Annotated in this window: 10 protein-coding genes and 2 pseudogenes; 4 read left to right on the top strand and 8 right to left on the bottom strand. The window is 35.2% G+C overall.

Features of this window, described 5'->3' with window-relative positions:
- Positions 1 to 54: 54 nt before the first annotated feature.
- Positions 55 to 882, bottom strand: coding sequence for a rhodanese-related sulfurtransferase (locus ABWU50_RS01435; RefSeq protein ID WP_265017441.1), 828 nt, complete (start codon positions 880 to 882; stop codon positions 55 to 57).
- 129 nt (positions 883 to 1,011) lie between these two features.
- Between ABWU50_RS01435 and ABWU50_RS01440 the strand changes: the two genes are divergently transcribed.
- Positions 1,012 to 2,610 (top strand): ABC transporter permease, encoded by a 1,599-nt coding sequence (locus ABWU50_RS01440; protein WP_353276038.1) that lies wholly within the window; start codon positions 1,012 to 1,014, stop codon positions 2,608 to 2,610.
- Between the two features lie 82 nt (positions 2,611 to 2,692).
- Here ABWU50_RS01440 and ABWU50_RS01445 read toward each other — a convergent pair whose 3' ends face one another.
- Both ABWU50_RS01445 and apaG read right to left on the bottom strand, forming a co-directional pair.
- Positions 2,693 to 3,586, bottom strand: a complete 894-nt coding sequence (locus ABWU50_RS01445) for an Rpn family recombination-promoting nuclease/putative transposase (protein ID WP_353275402.1) — start codon at positions 3,584 to 3,586, stop codon at positions 2,693 to 2,695.
- Between the two features lie 359 nt (positions 3,587 to 3,945).
- Positions 3,946 to 4,347, bottom strand: coding sequence for a Co2+/Mg2+ efflux protein ApaG (apaG, locus tag ABWU50_RS01450; RefSeq protein WP_353276039.1), 402 nt, complete (start codon positions 4,345 to 4,347; stop codon positions 3,946 to 3,948).
- A gap of 96 nt (positions 4,348 to 4,443) precedes the next feature.
- On the opposite strand from apaG, the gene ABWU50_RS01455 reads away from it, so the two are divergent.
- Positions 4,444 to 5,508 carry a 5-(carboxyamino)imidazole ribonucleotide synthase gene (locus ABWU50_RS01455; protein ID WP_353276041.1) on the top strand — a complete coding sequence of 355 codons (1,065 nt, stop codon included), beginning with the start codon at positions 4,444 to 4,446 and terminating at the stop codon, positions 5,506 to 5,508.
- Between the two features lie 549 nt (positions 5,509 to 6,057).
- Here ABWU50_RS01455 and ABWU50_RS01460 read toward each other — a convergent pair.
- The 4 genes and pseudogenes from ABWU50_RS01460 to ABWU50_RS01475 form a co-directional block, all read right to left on the bottom strand.
- Positions 6,058 to 6,270 (bottom strand): annotated as a pseudogene (locus ABWU50_RS01460) (toprim domain-containing protein); the annotation flags it as partial.
- Positions 6,271 to 6,357: 87 nt separating this feature from the next.
- Entirely contained in the window at positions 6,358 to 7,983 is a 1,626-nt protein-coding gene (locus ABWU50_RS01465; protein ID WP_353276042.1) for an ankyrin repeat domain-containing protein, read from the bottom strand.
- A 235-nt stretch (positions 7,984 to 8,218) separates the two neighbouring features.
- A pseudogene (locus tag ABWU50_RS06835) lies at positions 8,219 to 8,338 on the bottom strand (DnaJ domain-containing protein); the annotation flags it as partial.
- Positions 8,339 to 9,351: 1,013 nt separating this feature from the next.
- Positions 9,352 to 10,368 (bottom strand): aspartate-semialdehyde dehydrogenase, encoded by a 1,017-nt coding sequence (locus ABWU50_RS01475; RefSeq protein WP_353276045.1) that lies wholly within the window; start codon positions 10,366 to 10,368, stop codon positions 9,352 to 9,354.
- A gap of 140 nt (positions 10,369 to 10,508) precedes the next feature.
- Here ABWU50_RS01475 and ABWU50_RS01480 point away from each other — a divergent pair, with 140 nt between their 5' ends.
- Positions 10,509 to 10,955 carry a hypothetical protein gene (locus ABWU50_RS01480; RefSeq protein WP_253307368.1) on the top strand — a complete coding sequence of 149 codons (447 nt, stop codon included), beginning with the start codon at positions 10,509 to 10,511 and terminating at the stop codon, positions 10,953 to 10,955.
- Positions 10,956 to 10,963: 8 nt separating this feature from the next.
- Here ABWU50_RS01480 and ABWU50_RS01485 read toward each other — a convergent pair whose 3' ends face one another.
- A complete protein-coding gene (locus ABWU50_RS01485; RefSeq protein WP_353276046.1) occupies positions 10,964 to 12,241 on the bottom strand; it encodes an APC family permease in 1,278 nt (425 codons plus the stop codon).
- Between the two features lie 131 nt (positions 12,242 to 12,372).
- On the opposite strand from ABWU50_RS01485, the gene ABWU50_RS01490 reads away from it, so the two are divergent.
- A complete protein-coding gene (locus tag ABWU50_RS01490) occupies positions 12,373 to 13,782 on the top strand; it encodes a hypothetical protein (protein WP_353276048.1) in 1,410 nt (469 codons plus the stop codon).
- Positions 13,783 to 13,913: the final 131 nt, after the last annotated feature.

Here is a 13,913-nt window from a genome sequence, read left to right on the forward strand (position 1 = left end):
ATCCCGCTGCTTGTTAGCGGCTGAGATACTGCGGCGGTATGACGTAGAGAGATCTTACTTATTATAGCTATAACACTGAAGTTTACAATCAGAACAAACCACTTGGCCACGTGGAACTGACTTCAGCTTGTCCGTTGAAACTTGATTTGAGCAGAATATACATTTTATTGTGTTGCTTGGAGTAAGTGAGTTATCAACAGTAATTCTATCATCAAAAACAAAACACTCACCTTCCCAATTACCATTTTTATTATAAGTTTTTTCAAGGTAAGAAAGAATGCCGCCTTTCAGGTGGTATACATTGTTAAATCCAAGATTTTTCATGTACGCTGTTGATTTTTCGCATCTAATCCCACCAGTGCAGTACATAGCTACTTTCAGGTCTTTACTCTCAGAGAAAGACTTTGCCCACTCAGGAAAATCGCGAAAACGCTGAGTATGTGGATTGATTGCATTTTTAAACTTGCCTAATTTCACTTCATACTCATTTCGTGTATCTATTACTAAAACGTCAGGTTGAGAAGTAAAATCATCCCAATGCTCTGGATCAACATATTTACCCTTAAGGGAAATATCAAGATTGCCTACACCAAGATTCACAATCTCTCTTTTTAATTTTACCTTCATCTTGCTAAATGGTTGATATTCTGCTGCACTCTCTTTCCATGTAAGGTCCCTTAGCCTATAATCAGAACGTAGAAAATCGAATATTTTATCAATCGCGTTTCTTTCACCAGATACGGTTGCATTAATACCCTCTTCTGCAAGGAGTATAGTACCCTTTAATTCAATGTTGTCGCATGCAGTTTTTATTTCGTCTTTCATGTCATAATAATTAGAGAGTTCTACAAAGTGATAGAAAGTTGCAATGACGAAGCTCATGATTATTCACTTATCAACTAAAAATATGATATACAAAATTATAAAGATATTCAATAGTACGGCTGTTAATTACTGGATATCTTCAGTTTTTACATATAACATTTTAATATCAAATATAGATCCAAATTAATGTTTTTGAGAGTATTTAAAAATATATTCTTATTTTTAGTAAGTATATTATTCGTCTGTCCTATACTATCGTTAATATCGATTCTATTTACAGAATCAGCAAATTCTGGATGGGTAATCAGCACACTTTTCCCTGAATATATACTGAGTACGCTAATTTTGATGATAGGAGTGGGGGGGATATCCTTCATATTTGGAGTGATTCCAGCATGGCTCACCACATTTTTTTCATTTCCTGGAAGTAAAATTTTTGAGATTGCTTTGTTCTTTCCGATATCGATTCCTGGATATATAGTAGCGTTCGTCTATGTAAATACACTAGAATTTTCAGGTCCGGTGCAGAGCTCATTAAGAGACATTTTAGACTGGAGCAAAGGTGACTATTGGTTTCCTGAAATAAAATCCCTAGGTGGTGGAATATTAGTAATGGGATTTAGTTTATATCCATACGTTTATATGCTAGTCCGCTCAAGTCTAAAGAATGTTAGTAACTCAGTCACTATTGCGTCAACACTTGGGTTCTCCTCATTACAGAGCCTGTTTTCTGTCATCATACCTTCCATACGTCCATCAATTATAGCTGGGTTGTCCTTGGTACTAATGGAGGTAATTACGGATTTCGGCACACCACAGTTTCTTGCTATCGATACTTTTACGACAGGAATATATCGCACCTGGTTTTTACTGCATGATAAATATTCAACTACTGTTTTAGCAGTTGCAGAATTGATTTTCGTTGCAACACTAATAGCTATCGAAAAGAAACTACAAAAAAAAGGAATATCTTACTCTTCAATCAACGCTAATGCAGATTATCACAACAAACGGAGTGTAAGTGGCACTATACCATTGATCTTTGCTTATCTTATGTGTGTATTGCCGATATTAATAGGTTTTATTTTGCCAATGATTCCGCTCATATATTGGAGCATAGAGAAGGGGTTTTTCATATACGAAGCAAGGTTCTATAATATAATAGCAAATAGCGTTAGTTTATCATTTATCACCGCATTAATCTCAATTAGCATTGCAATAATGATTGGATATACGGCGCGTAAAAGTAAGGTAATCAATAATGTAGCACGTCTCATTTCTTTAGGCTACGCAATTCCAAATGCAATTATCGCAATTAGCATAATAATATTTTTAAGCAGAATATCTTCTTTCATTACTCAATATATTGTGGAAATTAGCTTGGTAGGAACTATTGGCGCATTAGTTTACTCATATTTATTTCGTTTTTTTGCTATATCTTTCAAGGCGGTAGAATCAGGGCTCAAAAAAACACCAAATGAAATTGAGTGGACTGCATATACCATGGGTCATGGGCCTATTTCCACATGTTTGAATGTTCATATCCCTCTCATCAAGAAGAGTATATTATCGGGATTTTTGCTCGTATTTATGGATACTATCAAGGAGCTCACAGCAACACTCATTATAAGACCATTTAGTTTTGAAACTATATCAACTAGAATATATGAACTTGTAAGCGATGAGCGCTATAGAGAAGCTGCCCCATTTTCGTTGATAATAGTTATAATAGGCTTAATCTCTACAATAACCTTATTTACACTTGATGATAAGGATAAAAAATAAACGTAACCGTTCACAGATTTCCACTTAATTCTTCAATCTCAATTTACACTTGATGATAAGGATAAAAAATAAACGTAACCGTTCACAGATTTCCACTTAATTCTTCAATCTCACTAATAGAAAGGCCAGTAAACTTGACAATAGTGTTGACATCAACATTATTAGCCAGCATTGCTTTTGCGACTTCAATTTTCCCTTCAATTTTTCCTTTCTCTATACCTTTTTGTATACCTTTCTCTTCAGCAAGATCAAGTCTGTATTCAAGAATGGCTTCTTCTTTCCGTAGATCCATTATTCTTTCTTCGTAAGCTACTAAATCTTTTTCGTTCCAACGAAACTTGTCTAATTCATCATATGCTAGCTTTATTATTGGCGCTTTTTCTGCTATCTCTTTTAAGTCCTCTTCTGTTGTTTCTTCTGCGTATTTAAAAAAGAAACACCACCTTTCTACTATACTTTCTAACTGCTCTACTTTACTTTTTGAAAATTTGGGCAATTCTATAAAGATAAATTGAAAATCTTTTAAGTAATGGCCGTTAGTTTTTATATCACGTATATTGTGAGTAGAAATATAACCAACTTCTTCAGGAAGTAAGTTAAAATTTGATATAGCAATAAAGAAGACTTTCTTTAAATCAATGTAGTTGCCAGATTTATCTAATTGTCTTGAGTAGGCTTTAGCGGCATATAATTGAGCGCGTTTTTCGAAGCCCTTGTCTCTAGCGAGCTGCATTTCTGCTATACATCTATTTCCGTGAGAATCCTTGCAGAGAACATCAACAATACTTTGTTTATCAGAGGCAACTTCGGGATCCATAATAGTGCTAAGAAACTCAACTTCTTGTATTGCATTTATCTCAGTAAACCCTAAAATATCGTTCAAAAAGTGGATCAGGATATTCTTATTTTTTTCCGTTCCAAAGATTTTTTTGAAACACAAATCATTGCGAGGATCGAGAAATTTTGAAAGAGCCATGGCAAAAATGCTTGAAAATATTAATAATTATACACTATTATTAACAATTATTCAACCATATTTTTGAAGATAGCTATAGCTATGCTGCCGCGGTATCTCTTAGCATAGATCCCGCTAACAAGTAGCGGGATGACGAGGTTATCGTCATGCCGCCGCGAACCGTCATACCGCCGCGGCGCTAACTAGTAGCGGAATGACGGTTTTTCAAATTGTCGGTAAATCTAAGTCAGTTTAGCTATAGGCAGCAATTTTCTGTATTTATTTTAAATTGAAGAAAGCTCAAATGAAAGATCGTGTTTTGCTAAAAATCACAGAATGCAGTCTAACAGTGAACGGTTACAAATAAACTATTTTGATAGTTAGTGGGGTCTAGTTTTGACGTATGGACTATCCAAAGAAAAGGGTGGTATCATAACCTCAAAAATTTTTATGCTTTCTTCATTCAGAAATTCATACTTACCCTGCATTATTCCTGACGGTGCATTTAAGTATGTTCCACTTGTGTATTTAAATACCTCTCCAGATTTTATCACAGGTTGTTCTCCGATAACACCAACTCCGCCAATTTCATTTATTTTTCCCTTATAATCTATTATTTGCCAATGACGACTTAATAATTGAATAGTTGATTGGCTTTTGTTTTTTATCTTAACGTTATACATCCATATATAGCAATTTTCATAAGGAATGGATTGCTCTTCAATATAAATTGGTAAAACTGTAACTTCAACAAAGTTGGTAGTTAGTGTGTACTCTATCATTATAGAATATTCATGATAAAAAGATAGTATTTTAATTATATACTTTTTTCATAGATTTTTCAAGTATACTTTAATTAGGAAATATCAATTTATAGTATGAACGAACCAGATGCGCTTAGCAAAAAAGTAATAGGAATAATAGGTGGTGGACAATTAGGTAAAATGACTGCTATCGCTGCAACAAAACTTGGACAAAAAACACATGTTTTTGCCAGTGCTAAGGGCGATCCGGCTTGCTCTGTTGCTGATGATTTCACAATAGCAGATTTCTCTGATAAGAAAGCGCTTGAATCTTTTGCACAGAGTGTGGATTTGGTCACTATTGAGTCTGAAAATATTCCATGTAGTGCAATTGATATCGATGTAAATTTTTATCCGGGTAAAAAAGCGTTACACATTGCGCAAAATAGGCTTAGAGAGAAAGATTTCATTAGAAGCTTGAGTATAAAAACTGCTGAATACAAAAGTATACAAAATTATAATGAGCTACTGAAAAGCAGTAGAACTTTTGGCTATCCAACAAGGCTGAAAACAACAGAAATGGGTTACGATGGAAAAGGGCAATATGTGCTTGAGAATGATTCTGAAGTGAAGCAATTTGCTTCCTTTGATTGGAATACAGAGTACATTCTTGAAGCAAGTGTTGATTTACTGAAAGAGGTTTCAATAGTCGTTGCAAGAGATAAAAACGGTAAAGTAGCTTTTTTTCCTATAGCAGAAAATTACCACGTTGATGGAATACTTGATACTTCAACAGTGCCAGCTAAAATAGATAGCAAATTAACTCAAGAGGTACAACGAGCTGCAAAGAAAATAGCAAATGCGCTCGATGTAATAGGAATTCTGGCTATTGAATTTTTTGTTACTAAAGATAACGAATTGTTAGTTAATGAACTAGCTCCAAGACCTCACAATTCTTGCCACTGGAGCTTGGATGCATGTAACGTTAGTCAATTTGAACATCTGGTTAGGATAATATGCGGGCTACCTATGCAGGAAGTAGTATTACGCTTTCCTTGTATGACGAAAAATATAATAGGTAACGATATATATGATTCTCATAAGTATTTGAGCAACGAAAAAGCTAGTTTAACCATATATGGGAAAAAAGAGGTTAGAGATAAGCGTAAAATGGGACATGTCAATATAGATTTAAGTTAACAGTTTTTCTACGTCATTCCGCCACAACTGTACGAACATTGTGATATGATGAGATGTTACATAGTAAACGGTGTCACTCTAGCACGTATTTGTACGAACATTGTTATTTGAGCACACCAGGAAGGATGTCATTCAAGTAGCCCCTTTGTTGTCATCTGAGTAGCCCCTTTCTCGTCATCCCGCTACGTGTTAGCGGGATCTCATTTCACTTTATGAGGGTGTCATCCAAGTAGCTGACACTGGTTTCCATCCAAGAGGATGTCATCCAAGTAGCCCCTCTGTCATCCCAGTGTCAAGCACTTGGATCCAAGATTGGATACTGAGTTGGTGAGTATAAAAGTGTTGTGTTATGGCTAACGCTGACTCTATGTCATACCGTCACGGTATCTCTAGATCCCGCTAACACGTAGCGGGATGACGGTTGTCAAGGTGTCATCCCAGTGTCAAGCACTGCCTTTGTGTTTGTACGAACATTGAGATATAAGAGTCAAGAAAAAAGATGTCATCCCAGTGCCCAGACACTGGGATGGATCTGTTGCAAGGTGATGTTTTACTCGCTTGCTTTGCCGGCTCTTTTACATATTTTTCTGCTTTCTCAATAATCTCATACTTTATGGCAAAATCATTATCTGGATCAACAGAGCCGTTTTTTGCTGGAAGATCCCTCACATGTCCAAAGGATGCAGCTACTTTGAACTCTTTACTCAAATATTTACCTATCGTCTTTGCTTTCGCAGGTGATTCAACTATTAATAATGCCATATTGTTAATTATTTTAGTATTTAAAGATAATATGTTGAGAAATATACGATGAAAAGTAAAAAAATATTTTAATAGGTCTTGTGAATTTTACAGAGTAGGTTGTTCATGGTTTCCAGAAAACCCTTGGACCTTGCTATTTTCAAGTGACTTTGAAGGCTGATTACAACAATATATGATTGCAGCAGCAATAAGACAACAAACTCCAACCGCTACTCCAACCGCCAACATTTCTAAGTAAACTGCAATAGTTATTCCTAAAGCAACTCCAGCTATTGCCAGTACAGAAGCAGCTATAATAGTTCTCTTTTCACTTCGTGGAGCAGCAGCATTTGGTTTACTTGGTTGTTGATTATTGTTTTGAATACCAATTTTTTGATCTGAAACTTCAAGCTGCTCCTGTTCAGGAGTTTTTTCTTCTTCTTGTTTTATTCCCAAAACTTCTAATGAATTTTTAAGAGCAGCAGATTTTTCCTCAGCAGAACAAGTAATACCTTCCTTCATATTTTTACCTCTTTCTACCAATAGGTCTATTGGGGACTTGTCATTATTGTCCTTAGCATCAATTTTTGCCCCACCTTTTATTAATGCTTCTAATTTGGGATAAAAACGTTTATTTACTTCTTCAAGCTGAAAACTGTAACCTACCTCCTCAACGCTGTTGCAATATTCTGAAACAACGTAATGCAGACAGGTTTGCCCTAAAGAATCAGGAGTATTTAGATCTACTCCATTTTCAATTAAAGATTCTATAGTAGAAACATCACAACATCCTTTAACTAATGCGTTTTTGCCACTGCTATCCTCTTCCATTAAGTCAATGTTTGCTTTATTTCCGACGAGTGGATAAATATCATGCTCTACAATCTTGTGTGATATAGGAATACCGTTTGCATCCTTTAATCCTATAATTCCTTTCTCAACAAAAACATTCATCATTGAATAGTATGCTTTCTCTTTTTCCACGAGATCATAATGAAAGATGTAATCAGTCCATAAACTCTTTCTATGATTATCTACAAGCCGGTCAATACACACATCAAGTGAAGTTACGTGTTCACTATTTGAAATATCGTAACGTACACCTTTATCTATAAGTGAGTGAAAAAAGGAAACAGCATTCTTAAGAGATATAATTACACTCTCTCTTGCACAACCTTCCCTAAATTCCTTTGAGTTCATTTTGGACTGGAATTGATCAAGAAGCTTAATCATATCTTGAAGGAGAGGATTTGTATTATAACTGATGTTATTATCTTGTGTATCTTTCTGAACATTAGGGTTACTACTATTTTTGGAAGAAGACTTCTTAGAGGAAGGTTGACCAAAATTAAAAGCATCAAAGTTAAATGATGTCTTTTTTAGAACAAAATCATCAGAATTAGGGTTATTAAAATACTTAAAGAAATCATGGAAAATCGTATTCCCGTCACTATCTTGCACATTAATATCGTCCACATCTAACTTCCCTAACAGCAAGCCTGCGGTTTTATAAGAATTTAATTTGATAGCAAGACGTAAAGCGTCAATAAGAGATACTTTTGCTCCTTTGCTAATCAAATAATCAACAATTTGCTCATGATCTTCTTTAATTGCATAATTAATCGGAGTAATACCAATATATATGTAATCATACTTAATATTAATATCGACACTGAGCTTTTCTACTAATGTGCGTACAGATTCTAGATCACCTGCAAGAATTGATTGGTGCAAAAAGTTGTATGGTTGCTTCCTTATATAATCTGCAAATAAATCATCAGATTTTGCTGTATTTTTCTCTTCACAACCACTTTTATCATATTTTTTCTTTTTGTCTCGTTGGATAACACTTCATATGCCTTTTGAACCTCTAGAAATGGCATTACAAGATCTTGCATTTCTTTCGATTCGGACTCAGATAAAATACCACCACCATGTCGCTTTTCTGACAATTCTCGATATCTTTCTTTTTTTTAGGTGGGAGTTTATCAGGATGATATTTCAGTGCTAATTTTTTATAAGCTTTGTTTATTTCTTCCGGAGTAGCATCTTTATTTACTTCTAGTATTTCATAGTAGTTCCTAGCCATATATACCCCAACTCACAAATAATATATATTAGCATCATATGACATAAAAATCAAGTGAATTCATCCAGGAAAAGTAGAGATGTAGACAATGCTGGAATTTCTATATACTATAGCTTCCTACTTCATACCGCCACGGCGCTAACAAGCAGCGGGATGACGGTTGTCAGGCTAGTACCTTCTCCTGTCATCCCAGTAGCTGACACTGGGATGACAAAGGAGGACATTATTCCAGTGCCCAGACACACAGCTGTACGAACATTATGATTTGAGCCTATCAGGAGGGTGTCATCCCAGTGCCCTTATAATGTCATCCCAGTGCGTGACACTGGGATCCAGGAATTTTATTAAGTATAAAAGTAGCCGTTTTATGTTAAAATACAACGTTTCGATGATTATGAAAAAGCTGGATTCCAGCGTCACGCGCTGGAATGACAAGAAAGGGGGTACTGGGATGACACCCTTCACTACCCTTCACGGGCTCTTTTAGCCACAAATATTAAGAAATTTACCAAACGAAAAAAAAGGCAAAAGAAGCCCTAGTCATTGTCTATTTTCAGTATTGGCGTTTTTTAAGCCTTAAACGCTGCAATTTAGCCGCTTTTAAGTGCAACTAACCTTAGCTAAAATGTTTAAGAAATTTACTAAGCAGAAAAAAAGGCAAAAGAAACCCCGCGTTAGCTAGTTGTCACTCTCTAATCCTGCAAATTGGCGTACTATACTGTCTTAAACGACTTATAAGTGCGTTTCAGCTTGTGTAGGTAAAAACCTAGAAATATTGTGAAGACATAAGGTGCACATAGTGCAAAAAATTAAAAATAAGACGCCAACTACGTTGTTTTCTTGCTGTTTAATCTGCACAAATGAAGATAACTGAATACCTTCAATACCATGATAAGGGGGCTGGCGGAGGGTGTCAAGGAAGTTTTTGTAGCTCTCATGGTTTTTGCGTCACACGCTGCCATGTGGTATACAAATTTCCTTCGAATTACAACGTACGTGCACTCTATATGCACTTAATACTCTCTTATCAAAATCTCAAGAATCTGCACTATATTTAATGCTGCGCCTTTGCGCAGATTATCAGCCACTATCCACATATTTAATCCGTGTTCAACAGTATTGTCTCTTCTAATACGCGATACATATACAGCATTCTCCTGTACAACATCAATTTGAGTGATGTATTCACCGTCTTTACGCCTGTTGTACACTAAAACTCCACTATCTTCGGCTTCACTTAGCACTTCACGAGCTTGTTCTTCAGTGATATGTTGATCAAATTCTACATTTACTGCCATAGCGTGACCGATAAAGACGGGTACTCTTACACAAGTTGCAGTAACTTTTATATCTTCCTCTAAAATTTTTTTTGTCTCCTCTTGCATTTTCCATTCCTCTTCTGTAGAACCATTCTCCATGAATTTCCCTACATGGGGAATGCAATTAAACGCTATTTGCTTGGGGAATATCTCGGGCTTTTTAGTCTCATTCATGAAGATTTTTTTTGTCTGGTCATAGAGCTCATCCATTGCTGCTTTGCCTGCGCCAGAAGTTGATTGATAAGTTGAAGCAACGATTCTCTTTATTTTTGCTTTCTGGTGTAATAGATGTAGTACTAGCAGCATCTGTATTGTAGTACAGTTTGGGTTGGATATTATGTTGTGGTTTTTATATTCCATAATTTTTTCTTTATTAATCTCCGGAATAATGAGTGGCACACCTTCTTTCATTCTAAAATGGGAACTGTTATCTATCACGATGCATCCAGCCTGTGTTGCAATTGGTACATACTTTTCAGAAACATGATATCCAGCACAGAAAATGGCTACATTAGTTCCAACGAAGTCATAATCCTCAAGGCACAAGACAGTTAATTCTTCATTACCGAAACTCACCTTCTTCCCTTCTGATTTTTTTGACGCAAGTGCAATAACAGAATCTATTGCCTCATCTTGAAACTCAGCAAGCGTGCTTAATACCTCACGCCCTACTCTTCCGGTTGCTCCAATAACAGCAATTTTGTATCCCATATAGATGAACCTCTAACTTTAAAGTTCTATTATATTTTTACTGACAAAATTTACAATTGTTTTAATATTTTTACCTTGCAATTAATTGTAATTTAGCTATTATTATGCAATATTAGTAATATTACATAATAAAGTGAAAGATGAATAAAGAATACAATGAAACTAAGGTTAAACCTGCAATGTCTACACCTCAAGAGCCTGAAAGAACCAATGGATTAAAGGCTCAAAATGTTCTTTCGAAAAAAAGAAAGCCTGCAATAAATTTTGATGATAAAAAATATGGTGTAAAAAACCTTAAAATAGACCAACAGTTCCTAAATAAAAGACAAGAATCTTCAAAGCTAAGAGATTTCTTAAGATCAATACCAATAATAGGGAGATTTTTAGCAAGGATTTTCACACCTGAAAAAATAGAAATCATCAGTAACCCTATATATGACAACATGGAAGCATATGAAAAATCGCAAGCAGGTCACTCCAGTAAGATAAAAGATGAGACTAGTGTAGATGATGAACACGCAAAAGAAGTAGATAGTAAACTTGAGAAGGGTAATGTTGAACAAGTGGACAATAAGAAAAGTCGTTAAACTCTATTTTATTGTGCAGGAGCTCTGCAGTACCAAAATAAATAAATGGGTATGCCACTTGCGGTGAATAAGCTTGCGATCAGCAAGGTATTCACAGAAGTTTCAAATATTACCCAGCAGCAAAAGGTTGTTGCTATACTGCCAATTAAAAATTTGTAATAGTTTTTCTCCTTTATAATAACCTTGAGAAAAGCAAGACTGCATGCAAGGTAAACAAATAAAAATGAAACTACAGAAAAGTCGATAATTGATGTGATCTGTTTAGCAAAATTGTTACTTGAAGTGAGAATTAGTAGAACTGAAGTGCCAACGGAGCTGATTGTTATGCCCCAGAAAGGAGAACCGTGCTTGTTTCTTTTAGTAAAGAACTGTGGCATCAGTTTATCTTCTGCAAGGCCAAGGGCCACTTGTCCACTAGCTAGTACCCAAGCATTTAAACTGCCAACACAAACAATAAAAGCAACAATAGAAATGATCAAATGCCAATTACCAGGAAACATAATTTTTATTGCGTCAACATACGGCGCTTTTGAATTAACTAGATCATTGCCGTTTATCAATCCCATGATTGCAAGGCTATTAATGAAATATATAACTGCAACAGAGATTGTGCCAAGTACTATGGCTCTTGGTATAGTCTTGGCTGGATCGTTGACTGATCCTGCAGGTGCTGTTGCTGATTCAACTCCAATAAAACACCATAGAGTGAGTAGTGTAGAGCGAGCAAGGACTTGAGACATCGTGAGGGTTGATATTTCCTCACTTATGATAAAATTATTCCTATCAAAGAAAAACAACGCTGTTACTGGTATAGCAAGCAGTGCGGTAATTTTGACAGTCATCAATAAAAGCTCAACACATCCAGCAGCAGTGACACCTCTTAAATTTATTAGTGTAATGATCGTAAATAATAGTATTTCTAAAAATAAGCGTATATTTTGAATATCTCCATGAAAAAGCGAAGTCAGATAGCCAATACTTGCAACGATTACTGCTGTCGTGCTAACCCATGAAATCACCCAATACGTCCAACCAACAAAGAAAGCTGCAGCAGGGCCAAAAGCATGCTTTACATAAACGTGAGGACCACCCGTTTCTGGAAATTTTGCGCAGAGTAAGGCAAAAACCAAAGCAAGAGATATAGCACCAAGCCCTGATATCACCCAGCTTATAAGGCTGTACATGCCATATGGAGCAAGGCTAATTGGAAGCATAAAAATTCCAGAGCCAATTTGGCTGCTAATCACTAAGGCAAAAATAGCCCAAAAACCTATTTTATTTGACACAATAATTTTTATCTAAATAGACTAACGATATAACTGAAGCTCAGAAATTTCAATCAATCTCTATAGAAACTTGCATTTTTTTCAATTTATTTCTAAAATAGATTATATTAACAAATTATTAAGTGAAGGTTATGAATCCGAGGTTAAAAATATTTTTGGTTGTTTGTGGGTATATTTTACTATTTGTTTCCGCTATTGGAGCATTGTTTTTATCTGAATATTTACTTGAGATCTTTATTAATGCGCTTTATGCATTCCTTCTTGCAAAAACCTCAAGTGAGGCATTAGCTCTTTTTGGAACACTCGCAATTTTTCTTGCTGCCTGTGTTGCATGCTATGGCATACATAAGCTCTGTTCTATTTTTACAGAAAAGATTACAAGCAGCTATCAGTCTTTCAAAAATGAAAATAGTGGTGATAGTATTTTTTCTGAAGTATATAATGACCCGACAATAGGATTAAAAGATAAAATTTTGTTTTTCTCTATATATTTAATATATTGCATTCAATTACCATTTTTGTACTGTGCATCGAAGGTATCAGAGCTCAGCAGAATGTTATCAGGTAGTAGAGCAATAGGTGCTAGAATATGTTTAGTGCTTATCAATACTATATTATTAATCCCAGTAGCACTTCTTGAATTGATAAAGTATCCATTAGTGAGGCTCTTCTCACCTTTAGGTTTGAATGTAAAGCAGATAAGCTTTTTGTTTAATGTAAGTGATGTGGGCACTAGTAGTCAGAGTGTTCACACGAGTAGTTTTGAACATAGTATTTTCCAATGCGCTCAAGAGTTAAAAGAGAAATTTGGAGCTCAACCAAATGTACTCAATAAAGAGTTTGAGGACTACATAAATAATTCAGATGGGCTTAAAACTCAAGAAAAAGAGCAATTAAAACTTTATCTTAATTTTAATGGCTCCAACCGGGCAACTTGGCAAGAATCAAGAACTAGTCTGACACTTACACAAACTGCAAATTTAGTTTTGACTGCAGCTAAGGATCAAAAGTCAGATATAGATTTTCTAAAGTGCATGTTACTGATACGTTTCAAAGAGGGAAATGGTAAGTGCAATCTAGGAATGTTCAATCGTATTATTTACTCGCTTAGCTGTCTTGAAGCAAAAAATAACTTTACAGTTGAGGTAAACGCTCAAGTGTACGAGAGAATACCAAGTATTACGGAAAAATTCCTGAGAAGCTGTAACAATAAAAAAATTACAGTTTTAAAGGACAATTTTGATAATTTTTATTCTGATGGTGATATGGATCCTCAAATAAAAAGCAACATCAGTAAACTGATAGAAGAAGCAAAACAATCTGTCTTTAATGAATTATATGTGGATTATTACAATAGGTATGGGCAAGATGTTGGAAGAGGCCCTATAAAGCATAAATTAAAAGAGTTAATTACAAGCGATGATGTAAAAGAAGCAATAAGCGCTGTTATAGATGGTATAGAAATTCCTTCAGTACCACCTACTTATCTTGAAAGAGTAAAAGCATTTTTTGGAGGTCATGCAAGGTCTTCTGCTGCTTAGTAGTGCTATAGCAGAAAACTTTTTTATTTTAACTAAAAAAATTACTTCTGCATATTCAAAGCCTTATTATAATGATAATTAGAGATATTTAGAGAGCTCAAAATCTATCTCCGTCTGCAGACTTTTCATCT

The organism is Wolbachia endosymbiont (group A) of Pipizella viduata (assembly GCF_964028555.1).
Taxonomy (GTDB): Bacteria; Pseudomonadota; Alphaproteobacteria; order Rickettsiales; family Anaplasmataceae; genus Wolbachia.

What these genes read in the sequence shown, in the direction of transcription:
- ABWU50_RS01435 (WP_265017441.1), bottom strand. Translation starts at nt 882, where the DNA reads ATGAGCTTCGTCATTGCAACTTTCTATCACTTTGTAGAACTCTCTAAT.
- ABWU50_RS01440 (WP_353276038.1), top strand. Translation starts at nt 1,012, where the DNA reads ATGTTTTTGAGAGTATTTAAAAATATATTCTTATTTTTAGTAAGTATA.
- ABWU50_RS01445 (WP_353275402.1), bottom strand. Translation starts at nt 3,586, where the DNA reads ATGGCTCTTTCAAAATTTCTCGATCCTCGCAATGATTTGTGTTTCAAA.
- apaG (WP_353276039.1), bottom strand. Translation starts at nt 4,347, where the DNA reads ATGATAGAGTACACACTAACTACCAACTTTGTTGAAGTTACAGTTTTA.
- ABWU50_RS01455 (WP_353276041.1), top strand. Translation starts at nt 4,444, where the DNA reads ATGAACGAACCAGATGCGCTTAGCAAAAAAGTAATAGGAATAATAGGT.
- ABWU50_RS01475 (WP_353276045.1), bottom strand. Translation starts at nt 10,368, where the DNA reads ATGGGATACAAAATTGCTGTTATTGGAGCAACCGGAAGAGTAGGGCGT.
- ABWU50_RS01480 (WP_253307368.1), top strand. Translation starts at nt 10,509, where the DNA reads ATGAATAAAGAATACAATGAAACTAAGGTTAAACCTGCAATGTCTACA.
- ABWU50_RS01490 (WP_353276048.1), top strand. Translation starts at nt 12,373, where the DNA reads ATGAATCCGAGGTTAAAAATATTTTTGGTTGTTTGTGGGTATATTTTA.